Source organism: Heyndrickxia acidiproducens DSM 23148 (assembly GCF_000374345.1).
GTDB classification, from domain to species: domain Bacteria; phylum Bacillota; class Bacilli; order Bacillales; family Bacillaceae_C; genus Weizmannia; species Weizmannia acidiproducens.
In genome coordinates, this window is sequence record NZ_KB894028.1 from 1 (window position 1) to 17,328 (window position 17,328).

The window sequence follows — 17,328 nt, forward strand, 5'->3', positions numbered from 1 at the left end:
GTTCATAAGGGGAATGAAAGCCCGCAGCGGGAGAAAACCCGTGTGCGCGGTCGTTCATAAGTGTGATGAAAGCCTGTGGTGGAAGAAAACCCACGTTTTTGGTCGTTCATAAGGGGAATGAAAGCCCGCGGCGGGAGAAAACCCGTGTGCGCGGTCGTTCATAAGTGTAATGAAAGCCTGCGCCGGAAGAAAACCCACGTTTCCGGTCGTTCATAGGGGGAATGAAAGCCCGCGGCGGGAGAAAACCCGTGTGCGCGGTCGTTCATAAGTGTAATGAAAGCCTGCGCCGGAAGAAAAACCACGTTTCCGGTCGTTCATAGGGGGAATGAAAGCTCGCGGCGGGAGAAAACCCGTGTGCGCGGTCGTTGATAAGGGGAATGAAAGCCCGCGGTGGAGGAAAACCCACGTTTCCGGTCGTTCATAAGGGGAATGAAAGCCCGCGGCGGAGGAAAATCCATGTGCGCGGTCGTTCATAAGTGTAATGAAAGCCCGCGCCGGAGAAAAATCCAGTGTTCTTACTGGTACACCCAATATGTTCCGCGGCTTCATTCATTCCATATCATTTTTTATAGAAAAATGATGTACCTAAAAATGATACTTATCTACCCATATATACAAGAAAACTGCTGTTTACCCCGAAAGGCCAGGGTCAGCCCTGAATTGTTTTCGTGTGACAGACCCGAAATGCTGTAAGGCAGCCATAAATTTTTAAAATATGTCAAATAAGTCACAGTATTGTAAACGCATTCAATTTCTTTTATAATGATGTTATACAACAGGATAAACTGCCAGAAACATTGGTGTAAAAGATTGTTAGTTAAGGGGATTGGAAGCAGAAAGGTATATATAAGCGGGAGGGGTAGCGATGAATGTGCCATTAGTACTGCCTGAGTTTCTTGATCGGGCAGTTGGGTTGTATGGGGATAAGACTGCTGTTTACTGCGGGGACCGGATGTTTACATACCGGGAATTAAATGGAAGGGTCAATCAGCTTTCGTGCGGATTGAAGGGGCTTGGCATTCAAAAAGGTGACCGGGTGGCTTATCTGGCCCCAAACAGTTTGGAGATGCTTGAAGGATTTTACGGTATTTTCCAGCTTGGCGCTGTGATGGTGCCGCTCAATATCCGTTTAACGCCGGCGGATTATGTGTTTATTTTAAACCACAGTGAATCAAAGGTGCTGTTTGTGGATCAGGATTTGTATCATTTAATTTTCCCGGTCAAGGACCAGCTGGAAACAGTAGAGCAGATTATTGTCCACTATAAGGAAGCTGAAACGAATGAAATTGATTATGATCGTTGGCTGGCCGGGTTTTCTTCCGCACCGTTTACCCGCGCCGATTTGGATGAAAATGATGTGTGCAGCCTGCTTTACACAAGCGGGACTACCGGAAATCCAAAAGGCGTGATGCTGACACACCGCAACAACTATTTGCATGCTTTAAGCGCTATGCATCATTTGCATGTCAGCGACCGCGATGTTTACCTGCATGTGCTGCCGATGTTTCATGTGAATGGATGGGGTTCGCCGTTTTATTACACAGCGAACGGGTCCACCCATGTCTGCCTGAGGAAGGCAACGGCGGAATCAATTTTTGAGGCCATTGTCACCCATAAAGTAACAGTCCTTCACATGGCGCCAGCAGTATTGAACAGCCTTTTGCAATATTATGAAGTACATCACCCCGATATTGAACAGAATGTAAGGGTTGTCATCGCCGGCGCTGCCCCGCCGCCTGCATTTGTGCAGCGTGTCGAAGAAGAACTGGGATGGCAGTTTATCCAGGTATATGGCATGACAGAATCAACACCGCTCAGTTTGGTTTCGGAGATCCGTTCACAATTGGGCGGTTTAAACCGCGAAGAAAAACTCCGGTTAAAAGCAAAAGCAGGCTATCCAATGATCGGTTGTGATGTCCGCGTTTTAAAAGACAATGGTGAAGAAATTATCCATAATGGAAAAGAAATTGGAGAGATAACCGTCAGAAGCCATGGCGTTATGCTGGGATACTGGAAAAATCCCGAAGAAACGATGAAGGCGCTCCGCAACGGCCGTCTCTACACGGGAGATATGGCAACCGTAGATGAACATGGCTATATTGATATCGTAGACCGGAAAAAGGATATTATTATCAGCGGCGGCGAAAATATTTCTTCTATTGAAGTGGAAGGCGTTTTATATGAACATCCGGCTGTTCTTGAGGCTGCAGTGATTGCCGTTCCCCATGAAAAATGGGGAGAAACCCCGCATGCTTTTGTCGTGTTAAATGAAAGCGAAACGGTAAGCGAGGAAGAGATAATCCGCTTTTCAAGGGAAAAGCTGGCACACTTTAAAGCAGTGACGGGTGTAACTTTTGTGAACGAGCTTCCAAAAACCGCTTCCGGGAAAATTCAAAAAGTCCACTTGCGGAATGATTACTGGGAGAAACTTGGAAAAACAGGGAAATTTGTAAACTAGTTCATTTTGTACGGAAAAAGAATCCTTGAAAATGATAAAAATACAGAACTAAGAAAAACCGTGTATGATGCAGGCTGATCTACTGAAAAAATCAATACAAAATGAAACGGTAAGGAACAATTATTGATTATTGTTCCTTACCGTTTTTTAATCAGAAATAAATTAGTGCTTTTTCAGTGCCCTTATTCAATCCAGCGGGACGGCACTTTGTCAAGAGGAGTTTTGGAAGAATGGCAGTCCAGCCGGGAGGAAAATGTGCTCGTAAGGTTACTCTATTCATCAAGAGGGATTTTACCGGATGGCGAAAGTGACTGGTAGAAATACCTTAATATTTGTATTATTTTGTCCAATATTGTTGAAAGATTTGATATAATATTTTCGTTCAACAAGCCGGGTGGGAGGTTGCTCCTCTACCTTTTCTCTTATCTTTAAGAGGAGGGGGGTGACCGAAATGGATATTCTGATTGCAGTTCTTGTAGAGGCTGCCAAGACTTCTGTAAACCAAACAATCGTCTTGGTTTTTCACAAGCTGTCCACAAAGCGCAAAAAGAAAACCACCCGCTATGCTTCCAACAAATCCGGGAGGTCTTCTAAGAAAAAGTAACATTTTTTAGGAGCAACCGCCCGCTTTGGGTCAGTTGCACAGGCGGGGTGTTACCAGCACCTCGCCTTTACTTATTATATATCCAATTGTAACATGATTATTCAAAATTAACAGCGTAAATGAACTTGGATTTTTTAAAAAAGATGAGGAATTTAACGCTATACCGGGTCGAAGTGGCCTTCATATAGCTCGTGAAAACCAAACAAGAACATCCAGTGTCGAAGTTTCCTTCATCGGAGCTATGAAACCCAAAGTAAAAATATCCAGTGAACAAAATGATCTTCATGGTAATTGTGAAACCCAAAATGAGCAAATTTCGTGTAGATATTGGTCCCCATCACTTCAATGAAACTCAAACTGGACGAACAGTTTGTCAAAAAACATATCTAAATTTCCGGGAAAAGTCGTGTTCCTGAATTTTTTTCTGCCATAAACCCCAATCCTCTCTCATAAGGATATAGTGATGGGATTCTTTTAAAGTAGCGGTATCTTGCAGCTGAATGCCGCTTTTGAAAAGGAGGGGACCGTTTGGCTGATCATCATCGGGTAGTTTACTGTACGAAGCAGGGCCAAATGGCTGTCATGATCATCAACAACCCGCCTGTAAATGTATACAGCAAAGCGGTTGTTGAACAGTTGAATGAAGCCGTGGATGAAATGCAGCATGACCCGGATTTAAAGGTTGTGATTGTTACCGGTGCCGGTGAGCGGGCATTTATGGCCGGCGGAAATATAAAAGAATTTCCGGACTGGGTCGGAAAGGGAGCAGATTACGCCAAGGAAAAATCGCTTTGGCTGCAGACACCGCTCCGGAAGATTGAGACACTTATGATTCCAACCATTGCTGCCATTAACGGGCCGGCGCTTGGGGGCGGTTTGGAGCTGGCCTTATGCTGTGACATTTTAGTGGCTGAGGAGCAGGTAAAACTCGGCTTGCCCGAAGTAACGCTCGGGTTGATCCCGGGTTCGGGCGGGACGCAAAGGCTGCCGCGTAAAATTGGCATGGCAAAAGCAAAGGAAATGATTTTTACCGGCAGGCCGATTTCGGCAAAAGAAGCCAAAGATTCGGGAATTGTCAACTATGTTGTGCCAAAAGGGCGGTCACTGGATAAAGCGCTCGAATTGGCGCATGAGATCTGCCGGTTTTCGCTGCCAATTTTAAAGCATGCAAAAGCGGCAGTGGACACGGGGTATGAGCAGCCGATGGATAAAGGACTTGTAACGGAAGCGGATTATTTCGGGAAAGTTTTTCAAACAATGGACGCAAAAGAAGGGCTGGAAGCTTTTAATGAAAAACGGCAGCCCCGTTTTACCGATCAATAACCGGAAAGGAGCATGTCGATGGACCAAAGCGGAATTTCACAAGTGGTGTCAAACAGCAGGCTGGTTTATTCGGAAAAAGAAAACGCGGATGGGCGCCGTGAAGCCTTCCGGAAATTGCTGGCGTTCTCGCAGAAAGATCCCGCCGCTTTTTGGGACCGTGCTGCCCGTGAACTTGTTTGGTATGAGCCGTGGAAAAAGGCGATGAGCGGAAAGCTGCCCGGATTTCGATTTTTTGAAGGCGGCATCAGCAATCCTTGTGTGAATTTGCTCGACCGCCATATTGAAAAAGGAGCAGGCAACCGGACAGCGTTGATTTGGGAAGGCGAAAACGGGGACACCAGGTTTTACACATACCGCATGCTGCTCGCCGAAGTGAACCGGTTTGCCAATGTGCTGAAGTCATTCGGCGTGAAGAAGGGGGACTGCGTGGCGATTTTCCTTCCCAATTTGGCAGAAGCAATCATCTCCGTCCTTGCCTGCTTCCGGATCGGCGCCATCTATAATACGATTTTTGCGGGCTACTCGGAAAAATCATTAAAGGACCGGCTTGTGCATTTTGAACCGAAAGTGGTCGTAACCGCAGATGCAACTGCACGCAGGGGAAAGATGATTCATTTAAAAGAAAAAGTTAGCCATGTGATCCCCGATATTCCATCTGTTGAAGCCGTCATTACGGTCAACCGCCTCGGAACCGAAGTAGAAATGCAAAAGGGGCGCGATTTTTGGTGGCATGAGGAAGTGAAAAAAGCAAGCATCATTTGTGAGCCGGAAAAAATGGAAGCCAATGAATACGGGATTGTTTTTTACACAAGCGGCACGACCGGAAAGCCAAAGGGTGTGGTCCATTCGGGAATGGCATTTGTGGTGCAGAACTATATGTATGCAAAATACCATATGGACCATCGTGATGATGATGTTTTATGGTGTTCGGCAGATATCGGCTGGCTGACGATGCATATTTGGGGGATTGCCGGGGCGCTCGCAAACGGGGCCACGACGGTGGTCTATGAAGGAGCAATTGATTATCCGGCAAAAGACCGTTTTTACCAGATCATTGAAAAATACCGCGTGAATAAGCTGTTTACGGCGCCGACCGCTTTGCGGATGTTAAAAAGTATGGGCGAAGAACCGCTAAAACAATATGATTTGTCCTGCCTTGAGGTAGTCTCCCTTGTTGGCGAACCGTTTGATACGGAGACGTGGCAGTGGACGTATGAAGTGCTCGGAAAGAAAAAGATCAGCGTTAATAACACGTGGGGGCAGACGGAAACGGCCGGTTCGCCGCTTGCCGGTGCTGCATGGCTGACACCGATGAAGCCGGGATCTGCAGGCATGCCGTTTTTAGGCGCTGCAGTGGATGTCGTGGACCATGAAGGCGAACCGGTGCCGCCGGGGACGCTCGGAAACTTAGTCATCAAACAGCCGTTTCCAATGCTGTGCCGGACGCTTTGGAAAGAGCCGGAGCGTTATTTGGCTTCCTACTTCAGCCAGGTGGACGGCTGTTATTATGCGAGTGACCTGGCACTGGTCGATGATGACGGCTATGTTTGGGTAGTCGGCAGGTCGGACGATGCCTTCAATGTTGCGGGCCACCGTTTGAGTACGATGGAAATGGAAAGTGCCGTGCTTGAAGTGCCGGGTATTTCTGAAACCGCTATCATCGGCGTTCCGGATGGAATCAAAGGTGAGGTTCCGGTTTGTTTTGCCCGTCTAAGCGAGGGCGTCCAGGAAAGTGAGGCGCTGAAAGAAGCAATCAGGGGCCGGATTGTCGAGCAGATCGGAAAAATCGCGGTGCCGAAAGCCATTTTGTTTACGGAGATACTGCCGAAAACCGTCAGCGGAAAAATCATGCGCCGCCTGTTAAAGGAAATCGTCGTTAAAGGAGCGGCAACGGGCGATATGACCGGGCTTGAAGATCCGGCAGCCGTGGCGCAGATTGAACAATTGGTGGCAGCACGCGGTTTGAAAAAATAAGAAAAGAATGGCAAATCCCTTTCGAGGAGGAATAAGATGGATTTCGAACTGTCAAAAGAACATGTCATGCTGCAGGAAATGGTGCGAAATGTTGCCGGAAAGGAAATCCAGCCGTATGCACGAGAAGTCGATGAGACGGGGGAAATGCGCCTGGAGACTTTTAAAAAGCTTGGGGAACTCGGGCTCCTTGGCATTCCTTTTCCGGAAAAATACGGCGGTGCGGGAGGCGATACGATTTCCTACTGTATTGCCGTGGAGGAAATCGGGAAGGCGTGCGGGGGCACAGGCCTCAGTTACGCGGCAAATACGAGCCTTGGCGCAAGCCCCATCTATTATTTCGGCACGGAAGAACAGAAGCGGAAGTGGCTTGTCCCGATGGCAAAAGGCGAAACACTTGGCGCGTTCGGTTTGACAGAGCCAAATGCGGGGTCCGATGCGGGCGGAACGCGGACAAAAGCGGTGCTGGACAATGATGAGTGGGTGATCAACGGGGAAAAGTGCTGGATTACCAACGCCGCGTACGCCCGCCAGGTGATTGTGACGGCGGTGACCGGAACGAAGAAGGATGGCCGCCCGATCATTTCTGCAATCATCGTGCCCACGAATACACCCGGCGTTACGATCACAAGCCCGTATGACAAAATGGGGGTACGCGGCTCAAACACCTGCCAGATTGTGCTTGAAAATGTGCGCGTCCCAAGGGAAAACCTGCTCGGGGATGAGAAAAAAGGGTTCAGCCAGTTTTTATATACATTGGATGGCGGGCGGATTTCGATTGCGGCATTATCGGTTGGAATCGCCCAGGCCGCTTTTGAAAAGGCTCTCCGGTTTGCGAAAGAACGAAAGCAGTTCGGGCAGTCTATCTCCAAATTCCAGGCGATCCAGTTTAAACTCGCGGATATGGCGATGGAGATAGAGCTCGCCCGCAATGAAGTGTATAAGGCGGCATGGCTGAAGGATCAGGGCAAACCTTTTGCGAAAGAAGCGGCTTTTGCAAAACTGTTCGCGTCAGAAATGGGTTTCCGCGTTTGCAATCAGGCGATCCAGATCCACGGCGGTTCCGGGTATATGCGCGAGTACGAGGTTGAACGGTATTTGCGCGATATCAAATTAATGGAGATTGGCGAAGGAACGTCGGAAATCCAACGGCTTGTGATCGCGCGCCAACTCGGCTGCTAGTTTTACAGGAAGAAATAATGCAGGAACCTGCATTACCTGCTAACCGGCCTGGTTGCCAGTTTGACAGGAAAGGGCAAAGCCTGAAGGGATAAGCGTTTGATAGAAAAGGAGCGGTGTGCGTGTTCAAGAAAATTTTAATTGCAAATCGCGGTGAAATTGCGCGGAGGATCATCCGGACTTGCAAGCGCCTCGGCATCGAACCTGTCGCTGTTTTTTCGGAAGCGGATACGAACGCCCGGTTTGTATGCGATGTCGAGGAAGCCTACTGTATCGGCAAACCGCCGGTAAACCAGAGCTATTTAAATAGTGACGCAATAATCCGGGCAGCCAAAAAATGCGGGGCAGAGGCGGTGCACCCTGGCTATGGGCTTTTATCGGAAAATGCCGCGTTTGCAAGAAAATGCCTTGAAGCCGGACTCGTTTTTATTGGCCCGGATCCGGATGTTATCGCTTCGATGGGCAGCAAAATCGGGGCGCGCAAAATGATGAAAGAAGCCGGTGTGCCGGTGATTGAAGGGGTGGACTGCCCGCTTGAAGATGCGTCGGCGGCCGTACAGGCTGCGCGTGAAATTGGATACCCGCTGATGTTGAAGGCATCGGCGGGCGGCGGCGGAATCGGTATGCAGCTTGTCCATTCGGAAGCGGAACTGTTGAAGGCGTTTGCCGGGAATCGAAAGCGGGCGGAGCTGTTTTTCGGTGACGGGGCAATGTTTCTTGAAAAATATATTCCCGAACCGCATCATATCGAAGTCCAGATTTTAGCGGACCGGTACGGAAACGTAGTACCGCTCTGGGAAAGGGAATGCTCCGTCCAGCGCCGCCACCAGAAAGTCGTTGAGGAAGCCCCGTCGCCGTTTATCAGCGAAAAAACGCGGCAGCAGATGCTTGATGCAGCGGTTCAGGCAGCAAAGCATATTGGTTATACCAATGCCGGAACAGTAGAGTTTATCGTAGACCGCGAACAAAACTTTTATTTTCTTGAGATGAATACAAGATTACAAGTCGAACATCCGGTGACAGAAGAAATTACAGGGCTCGATCTTGTCGAGGAGCAGTTGAAAGTTGCCAGCGGGGAGCCGCTTTCTTTTACGCGTGAAGATGTACGGAAAAGCGGTCACGCGATTGAAGTCCGGATTTATGCAGAAGACCCGGAAACTTTTTTGCCCTCGCCCGGAAAAATTACTGCGCTCACACTTCCGGAAGGGGAAGGAATTCGCAATGAATCCGGCGTGGCGGCCGGTTCAAACGTGACACCTTTTTATGATCCGATGATTGGCAAACTGATCGCCCGGGGAAAAACGCGCGGTGAAGCCTGCAAAAGGATAAAGGCGGCACTTGAAGATTACAAGGTTGAAGGCATCAAAACGAATGTGCCAATGCTGATGAAAACGGTCGGACATCCGCAATTTTTAAAAGGCTATACAACGACCGAATTTGTGCGGGACTATATTGTAAAACCAAATCAAGATTAGGGGGGCAAAAAAATGGCGGAGATTACCGCAAGCATGGCCGGAAGTGTCTGGAAAGTACTGGTGCAGGAAGGGGATGCCGTGAAAGAGGGGGAGGATGTTGTCATTTTGGAATCGATGAAAATGGAAATTCCGATTGCCGCAGAAGAAGACGGGACAGTCGTGAAAATCCATGTGCAGGAAGGGGATTTTGTGGACGACTCTGATTTGCTGGTTGAGCTCGAGTAGGAGGCCGGGGACGTGAAGCTGCCGGCAAAAGTGACCATCAAAGAAGTCGGGCCGCGGGATGGGCTGCAAAATGAGAAAATGATCGTGGCCACGGAAGATAAAATTGCCTGGATCCATTCGTTATCGGAAACGGGTCTTTCCTATATTGAAGCCACCTCCTTTGTCCCGCCGAAATGGATTCCGCAGCTGGCGGATGCCGGGGCGGTGCTGGAAAAAATCAAGCGCAGGCCGGATATCACCTATGCCGCGCTTGTGCCGAATCTGAAAGGGCTGGAGCGCGCTTTGCAGTCGGGGATTGACGAAGTGAGCATATTTATGTCCGCAAGCGAAACCCATAACCGGAAAAATATTAATAAATCCATTGCCGAAACGTATCCGGTGCTGGAAACCGTTGTGAAAGAAGCAAAAGCGGCTGGGAAAACGGTCCGGGGTTATGTTTCAACGGTGATTGCCTGCCCGTATGAAGGACCGGTTGCGCCGGAACAGGTGAAGGTAGTGGCAGAGCGGCTGTTTACGCTGGGGATCGATGAGCTGTCACTCGGGGATACAATCGGTTCCGGCGTCCCGACGCAGATTGAGCGCCTGCTTGAAAAAATCCTTCCGCATATGGATGCCGGAAAAATCGCGATGCATTTCCATGATACAAGGGGCACGGCTCTCGCCAATACCGTAAAAGCACTTGAAATGGGGATCACTGTTTTTGACAGTTCGCTCGGGGGACTCGGCGGCTGCCCGTATGCAAAAGGGGCTTCCGGCAATGTTGCAACCGAAGATTTGCTGTATATGCTTGCCGGGATGGGGATCGAAACCGGCGTTGACCTGCCGGCTGCCTTGAAATCAGCTGAACTGATTGAGCGCATCATCGGCAGGCCGCTGAAAAGCAGACAGATGGAAATATTGCGGGCGGAAAAAGAGGGATGAAGTTTTTCTAAGCGGCAGGTACAGGAATACGGTTAAAAGAAAGGAGGCGGGTGCATGGCAGGAATGGTTTTAATTGAAAAGCGCGCGGCCGGGATTTGTCTTCTCACATTAAACCGTCCGCATGCTGCCAATGCATTATCTGCGGAAATGCTTGAGGAGATTCATCAGGCGCTGAAAGATTTAAAATCGGACCGCGGCGTACGGGTGGCCATTGTAACCGGCGCCGGGGAGAAAGTGTTTTGCGCAGGTGCGGATTTAAAAGAACGGCAAGGCATGAAGGTAGAACAAGTTCTGCCGGCAGTCCGGAAAATTGGTACGGTTATCCATGCAGTTGAAGAACTTCCGCAGCCCGTAATTGCTGCATTAAATGGCGGGGCGTTTGGCGGCGGGCTTGAACTGGCGCTTGCCTGTGACATCCGGATTGGCGCCCTTGAAGCGAATTACGGGTTAACCGAGACATCACTCGCGATCATTCCGGGGGCAGGCGGGACACAACGGCTGCCGCGGCTGATCGGCATCGGAAAAGCGAAGGAAATGATTTTTACGGCAAGGCGGCTTTCAGGGGAAGAAGCGGCTGCAGCCGGCCTGTTTGAATATGCGGTTCCGCGCGAACAGGTAATCGAGAAAGCATTGGAAATAGCGGGGGCAATCGCCAGGAACGGGCCGCTTGCACTAATGCAGGCGAAAAATGCGATCAACAAAGGGATTGAAGCCGATCTTGCCATCGCCTTAAAAATAGAGGAGCTGGCATATAGCGCACTGATCCCCACTGAAGACCGTGTTGAAGGCTTACAGGCTTTTGCAGAAAAACGCACACCACAGTATAAGGGGAGGTAAAAAGATGAATGAAACACCGCAACCATCAGACTATGAATTAAAAAAAGCGGCAGTGCTGCAGGGCGGGAAAGAAAAGTATCACGAAAAAAATTGCGAACAGGGGAAACTGTTTGTGCGTGACCGGCTGGACCTGCTGCTCGATGACGGGCTTGCGGCAGAGGATGGCCTTTTTGCCAATGTGTTGGCCGGGGATCTTCCGGCGGACGGCGTCGTAACGGGGATCGGGAAAATTGGCGGCCGCACCGTCTGCGTAATGGCGAATGATTCGACGGTGAAAGCCGGTTCGTGGGGCAGGCGAACCGTCGAAAAAATGATCCGCATCCAGGAAACGGCGGAAAAACTGTGCTGCCCGATCCTGTATTTGGTCGATTCAGCCGGGGCGCGGATCACCGACCAGATTGAGATGTTCCCGGGCAGAAGAGGGGCGGGTCGGATTTTTTACAATCAGGTGCATTTGTCCGGGAAAGTGCCGCAAATTTGTTTGCTTTTCGGGCCCTCCGCTGCCGGCGGGGCATATATCCCGGCGTTTTGTGATATTGTGGTGATGGTGGACGGCAATGCTTCGATGTATTTGGGCTCGCCGCGCATGGCTGAAATGGTGATTGGCGAGAAAGTGACGCTTGAACAGATGGGCGGCGCGAAAATGCACTGTACGGTCTCGGGCTGCGGTGATATGCTCGCGAAAACGGAGGAAGAAGCAATCCGCTATGTGCAAAAATACTTAACCTATTTTCCAAGCAATTTTACAGAAAAGCCTTCGAAAATAGAAGCAAAGGCGCCGGCTTTCTTTGAAAAAACCATTGAAGAGCTCGTACCGGAAAATCAGAATGCGCCGTTTGATATGTATCAGTTGATTGCGCGGATCATTGATGAGGATTCGATGTGTGAGATCAAAAAGAAGTTTGCCGCTGAAATCATTACCTGCCTGGCGCGCATCAATGGCCAGCCGGTCGGGATCATTGCCAACCAGCCGCGGGTAAAAGGCGGGGTGCTTTTCCAGGATAGCGCCGATAAAGCGGCCAAGTTCATTCATTTATGCGATGCTTTTCATATACCGCTGCTTTTCCTTGCCGATGTGCCAGGCTTTATGATCGGGACGAATGTCGAGCGGGCGGGGATTATCCGCCACGGGGCGAAGATGATTTTTGCCATGAGCGAGGCAACCGTACCGAAACTGACGGTCATTGTCAGAAAAGCATATGGCGCAGGCTTATATGCCATGGCCGGCCCGGCGTTCGAACCGGACTGCTGTATCGCGCTTCCGACCGCTTCCATTGCCGTCATGGGCCCGGAAGCCGCTGTTAATGCCGTGTATGCGAATAAAATCGCCGCGCTGCCGGAAAGCGAGCAGCCGGCATTTATCGCCGGAAAACGTGCGGAATATGAGGAAGATATTGACGTGTACAGGCTCGCATCTGAATTAGTGGTAGATGCGGTCGTGCCGGGGAATCAGCTGCGGGAGGAACTGGAAAGGCGTCTGGAAATATATTTGTCAAAGTATAAGACGCACCCGGCTCCGAAACACCCGGTGTCACCGGTTTGATCGTTGGCAGGAATCAGTTCGCCGCTTTTTTGAGGCAGCCACAGTCTTAGTATGATGCAAATATTTGTCTCATCCGGCAAACAAGTACACGCTCTCGGGCTCAAGTATATGTTTTGAAGTTTACATCGGCTGAGCTTATACTTTTATTACGAGGGAGGAATTTGAACATGTATGAAATTGCAATAATAGGTGCCGGCCCGGCCGGTGCAAGTGCAGCCATTTTTACGGCAAAAGCAGGAAAAAGCACCGTTCTTTTTGATGCCGGTACAAGTGCCACAAAACGGGCGTTGCTGAAAAATCATTACGGCGTAACTGAAATTACGGGTCCGGACCTGCTTGAGACCGGGAAAAAACAGGCGGAGCAGTTCGGTACTAAACTGGTCGATGAAAAAGTTGAATCCATCGAAAAAACGGAAAATGGTTTTACCATCAAAACAGATCAAGGGTCATATGAAAGCAAATATGTCATCCTTGCGACCGGTATGATTGCCAGCCTGGGGGAAGCCCTCGGTGTTGAAACAAAATCGGCAACAGAACCAAGGGTAAAAACTGTTTTTGCAGTGGATGTACAGGGAAAAACAAATGTCCCGAATGTATGGGCATGCGGCACGGTTGCCGGCGTTAGCATGCACACGATTATCACAGCAGGAGACGGTGCAAAAGTAGCCATCAACCTGATCAGTGAAATCAACGGCAAACGCTATGTGGATCATGATGTTTTAGGAAAATAAGAATTGCTTCAGAGAAACAGTTGGAATTACTACCGTTTAATGGCGAAATTCTGATTATACAGCGCATTTCCCTGGCAGATTTATTGGCTTAGAAGCTGATAAATCTGCCTTTTTGCATGCCTGCTAGATGGAAGACATTTATGTTTTCTTTAGTCCCACATCTGTTTTTGCGATAAGATCAAAGTTTACTCTCTTACACCTCCTCCAAAGTATTTGCTAAGCAAATATTTGGCAATTTTATCATCAAAAGAATTATCTGTACCACGAAGCACTATGGAAAACAATCATATAAAATAATACAAATTCAATACAAAGCGTAAGAATAAAAATCCATATTTTTGGAAATATGATTTGACCGATATAGATAATGAGCCATACCAGAAGGAGCGATGGCAGCATTAGAAGTCCGGCATCATTCCCTTCTGGAGCAAATGCAAGAACTACCCATGCCATGAAGCATCCAATTGCTGTTATGATCACCCCGATTATCAGATTTGTAATATGGATGGTCATTCTTTCCATACAAATCTCCTCCTAAGATGGGTTCATAAGCAAACATTAACATAATGTTCACTTAATTGAAACGGCCCATGATTATAGAATTCTTCATTAAGTTTACTAATCTAAAAATAACTACTCGATTAAAATACAAAACAAGAGCGCAGGGATTTATTTGAACGTTGCAATCTTATATACCATTTATGCAGCGTTTAAAGAAAAAGTGAACATTGCAAAAGGCTCGGAAGGAATTACCATTTATATTTCTTGGTAATTGGTATATAATATGATGTTAGGCTGTTTCTAACAAAATTTTAAAAGGAGGAGTTTTATAATGGCAAAGAAGTCTATGATCGTAAAACAAAATCGGGAACCGAAATATAAAGTCCAGGCTTATACACGTTGTGAACGCTGTGGACGCCCGCATTCTGTGATCCGCAAGTTTAAGCTTTGCCGTATTTGCTTCCGGGAACTTGCATATAAAGGCCAAATTCCCGGAGTTAAAAAAGCAAGCTGGTAAAACTTTACACCCTCTTAAGGAGGGTTTACATAGATTTAGCTGATTCTTTAACGCATGTTCATAAAATTTTAACAATCGGGCGTTACGATAGAGTCAGTGGGGATGGCACGAGTGGCCGTCATCGGTACTTAGCGTAGGTGGAGCTAATGCCATTAAATTCCAAGATGCCGGCGTATGAACTTGGAAGTATTTTTTTCTAAAATAGAATGAAAGTGCCGTTCATGGGGCTGATGAAAGACATTTCGGGCTGATTTTGCACCCGGGTTGGTCTTTATCCAGCTTATGCGGCTCAAAACTTTTCTACATATCTTTTTTGTATTGGCGTTCATACGGGGCATGATCGCCATTTTGATTTGCCTATTTTACTTCATGATTGGCGGCTTATGATAAGATAGAGTTATACAATTTTGAACGGAATGGAAAGGGCAATCGTAATGCATATACGGCAAGACTTTTTTACACGCAAAAAAGAAGAACTCGGCGTTACACTAAATAAGGTACAGCTGCAGGCTGTGCGCCAAACGGAAGGACCGCTTCTGCTGCTTGCATCCCCGGGTTCAGGGAAAACGACAACCTTGATCATGCGCATCGGCTATCTCATTGAGGAGAAGGGCACTGCACCAAACCGGATCAAAGCAATTACGTTCAGCCGGGCGTCGGCAAACGATATGAAAGAGCGGTTTAAACGATTTTTTCCATATTTGCCGCCGGTTGATTTTTCCACGATTCATAGCCTTGCATTTGAACTTGTACGCACTTATTTCCGTCAAACCCACACATCTTATCGTCTCATCGAAGGTCACGCAGACATGCAATTTCACAAGAAAACAATTTTGCGCAATCTATACAAATCCATCACCGGAGAAAAGATCACCGATGACCAACTGGAAGAGCTGGTCACGTACATCAGTTACATTAAAAATAAAATGATTCCTGTTGAAAAGTGGCCGGCTGTAGCCACCGATGTTCCAAAAGCGGAACAGATTTTCAAACAGTATGAAGAATTTAAGCAGAACGGTACCGGGCAGCTGCTGCTCGACTTTGACGACATGCTTACAATAGCGAATGATATTTTAGAAAAAGATTCTGGACTGCTCTTGCAGTATCAGCAACGCTACGATTATGTGCTGACAGACGAAAGCCAGGATACTTCAATGGTGCAGCATGCGATCATTGAGAAACTCGTCCACGTCCACCAAAATCTTTGCGTAGTGGCGGATGATGACCAGTCTATTTACAGCTGGCGTGGTGCCGAACCAGCTTATCTGCTTGATTTTAAAAAGAAATACCCCGATGCCCATATTCTTTTTATGGAACAAAATTACCGGTCCTCACAGGAGATTGTTGCGGCTGCAAACCAGTTCATTAAGCGTAACAAGCACCGTTACGATAAAAATATGTTCACGGAAAACCCTGCAGCTGAGCCGGTTAAGCTGATCCATCTTCCTGATTATCAATACCAGGTGAAATATTTGGCGCAAACCATTGGTGAATTCGAAAACTACCAGGATACGGCGATATTATACCGAAATAATGCTTCTTCCGTTCTACTGATCAATGAATTTGACAGGGCCGGCATTCCTTTTTATATCAAAGATGCTGATAACCGTTTTTTCTCGCACTGGGTTGTCCAGGATATGCTCAATTTTATGCGGATGACGTATACGGACAAGCGGCCCGATATTTTCGAGCAGATCCATTCGAAAATCAACGGGTATGTCACAAAAAAGCAGATGGAAGTGTTGAAAAGGATCCGCAACAACCAATCCGTTTTTGACAACCTCCTCAAACATGTGCCGCTCCAGGATTATCAAATCAAGCCTTTGCGGGAAGCGAAAGAAACGCTGCAGCAAATGAGAGGCATGCCGCCGCTAGAAGCGATCCGGGTCATCCGCGGTCGGCTCGGTTATGAAAAAGCACTCGAAAAAATGTGCGAGCGGTTCGGCTTCCGCAAAGAGTATCTCATCGGTATTTTAAACACTTTGGAAGAGATTGCTGATACGTTAGAAACGATGGAGGAGTTTGCAGCGCGCCTGAAACATTTGCAGCATGTTTTAAAAACAGCCAAGCAGAAAAAAGGGCAAAATGCCGTTACATTTTCGACTTTTCACAGCTCAAAAGGTCTGGAATTTGAAAATGTGTATATGATCGATTTGGTGGAAGGCATCATCCCAAGTGAGGACGATAAAGATGATGAGCCATTAATGGAAGAATCGGCCCGCCTTTTTTATGTTGGCATGACGCGGGCGAAAAAACATTTGGAGCTGATCAGCTATGATAAACGGGACGGGAAGAAAACGGCAGTGTCGCGGTTTGTCAAGGCGGTGAAGCGGATCATTCATCCTGATAAAGAGAAAAAGCAATCCTCGCCTGAAGTGAAAAGAGTGGGACACGGTTCAGGAATTGCAAAAACTCCGTACAATCCAAATGCGATACAAGATATATCTGAGCTTTTGGCAGGGAAGATTGTAAAACACAGGGTATTCGGAAAAGGAAAGATTGTGAGAGTGAACGGTGATACGTTGGAAATCAAGTTAAAATCGCGGACGGTGAAGCTTTCTTTGGTGACTTGTTTGGAGAGGGGGCTGCTGGAAGATGCCGGGGATGAATAGGCTAGATGAGGCATGCAGTTTTTTGGTGGGAAATGGACAACCGTTCCCCACAATTGAACGTCCCCCTGATGAGGATTAGCATGAAGTTCTTGGGTGAGGATGGACACTTGAAGAACAGATAAAGTGAAACTCCCATCAGTGGGGGTTTTCCTTCATCCCCCACTGATTAGAAAATGAACAAAGGCTAAGAACTCAGGCGTCCTGTTGCAACGCCTCCTGCGACCTGCTTCCTGCAGGCCTAACCAATCGGACCTTTACTTTATAAAGCGGAGGCGGCTGTTCATCGACGTACGGACTGGAAGGGCTCTGACTGAGATAAAGGAAACACGGTGAGTGGTTTTTTACGAACCGATGTTGACTTATCGCAGGGAAGAGACCAGAAGTACGCTAGTCGATAGGAGCCGCAGCTGGATTGGGCAGTTTGATCTCCC

The 17,328-nt window shown here is 48.0% G+C and carries 14 protein-coding genes; 13 read left to right on the plus strand and 1 reads right to left on the minus strand.

The genetic code is table 11. The features are described 5' to 3' along the window. Positions 1-865: 865 nt before the first annotated feature. The 11 genes from C232_RS0115800 to C232_RS0115855 all read left to right on the plus strand — a co-directional run bounded on the left by C232_RS0115800 (position 866) and on the right by C232_RS0115855 (position 13,267). Entirely contained in the window at positions 866-2,458 is a 1,593-nt protein-coding gene (locus C232_RS0115800) for a long-chain-fatty-acid--CoA ligase (RefSeq protein ID WP_018665122.1), read from the plus strand. A gap of 451 nt (positions 2,459-2,909) precedes the next feature. Beyond that, complete coding sequence (locus tag C232_RS19910; protein ID WP_018665124.1) at positions 2,910-3,062, plus strand: hypothetical protein; 153 nt, start codon at positions 2,910-2,912, stop codon at positions 3,060-3,062. Positions 3,063-3,635: 573 nt separating this feature from the next. Continuing rightward, the gene (locus C232_RS0115815; protein WP_051086249.1) at positions 3,636-4,385 is read left to right on the plus strand and encodes an enoyl-CoA hydratase/isomerase family protein; all 750 of its coding nucleotides are present in this window, start codon (positions 3,636-3,638) and stop codon (positions 4,383-4,385) included. Positions 4,386-4,403: 18 nt separating this feature from the next. Next, positions 4,404-6,359, plus strand: a complete 1,956-nt coding sequence (locus C232_RS0115820) for an acetate--CoA ligase (RefSeq protein WP_018665126.1) — start codon at positions 4,404-4,406, stop codon at positions 6,357-6,359. A 36-nt stretch (positions 6,360-6,395) separates the two neighbouring features. Beyond that, entirely contained in the window at positions 6,396-7,538 is a 1,143-nt protein-coding gene (locus tag C232_RS0115825; protein WP_018665127.1) for an acyl-CoA dehydrogenase family protein, read from the plus strand. 119 nt (positions 7,539-7,657) lie between these two features. Further along, entirely contained in the window at positions 7,658-9,010 is a 1,353-nt protein-coding gene (locus tag C232_RS0115830) for an acetyl-CoA carboxylase biotin carboxylase subunit (protein ID WP_018665128.1), read from the plus strand. Positions 9,011-9,022: 12 nt separating this feature from the next. Further along, positions 9,023-9,235 (plus strand): acetyl-CoA carboxylase biotin carboxyl carrier protein subunit, encoded by a 213-nt coding sequence (locus C232_RS0115835; protein WP_018665129.1) that lies wholly within the window; start codon positions 9,023-9,025, stop codon positions 9,233-9,235. 12 nt (positions 9,236-9,247) lie between these two features. Then, positions 9,248-10,156, plus strand: coding sequence for a hydroxymethylglutaryl-CoA lyase (locus C232_RS0115840; protein ID WP_018665130.1), 909 nt, complete (start codon positions 9,248-9,250; stop codon positions 10,154-10,156). A 54-nt stretch (positions 10,157-10,210) separates the two neighbouring features. Then, the gene (locus C232_RS0115845; protein WP_018665131.1) at positions 10,211-10,993 is read left to right on the plus strand and encodes an enoyl-CoA hydratase; all 783 of its coding nucleotides are present in this window, start codon (positions 10,211-10,213) and stop codon (positions 10,991-10,993) included. A gap of 4 nt (positions 10,994-10,997) precedes the next feature. Further along, the gene (locus tag C232_RS0115850; protein ID WP_018665132.1) at positions 10,998-12,536 is read left to right on the plus strand and encodes an acyl-CoA carboxylase subunit beta; all 1,539 of its coding nucleotides are present in this window, start codon (positions 10,998-11,000) and stop codon (positions 12,534-12,536) included. Between the two features lie 167 nt (positions 12,537-12,703). Further along, positions 12,704-13,267: an FAD-dependent oxidoreductase gene (locus tag C232_RS0115855; protein ID WP_018665133.1), complete on the plus strand. Its 564-nt coding sequence runs from the start codon at positions 12,704-12,706 to the stop codon at positions 13,265-13,267. Between the two features lie 252 nt (positions 13,268-13,519). On the opposite strand, the gene C232_RS18875 is transcribed toward C232_RS0115855, so the two are convergent. Then, positions 13,520-13,789, minus strand: coding sequence for a hypothetical protein (locus C232_RS18875; RefSeq protein ID WP_018665134.1), 270 nt, complete (start codon positions 13,787-13,789; stop codon positions 13,520-13,522). Between the two features lie 310 nt (positions 13,790-14,099). Here C232_RS18875 and C232_RS0115870 point away from each other — a divergent pair, with 310 nt between their 5' ends. After that, positions 14,100-14,285, plus strand: a complete 186-nt coding sequence (locus C232_RS0115870; RefSeq protein ID WP_018665136.1) for a type Z 30S ribosomal protein S14 — start codon at positions 14,100-14,102, stop codon at positions 14,283-14,285. 434 nt (positions 14,286-14,719) lie between these two features. After that, complete coding sequence (locus tag C232_RS0115875; protein ID WP_026314643.1) at positions 14,720-16,897, plus strand: ATP-dependent helicase; 2,178 nt, start codon at positions 14,720-14,722, stop codon at positions 16,895-16,897. Positions 16,898-17,328 lie beyond the last annotated feature (431 nt).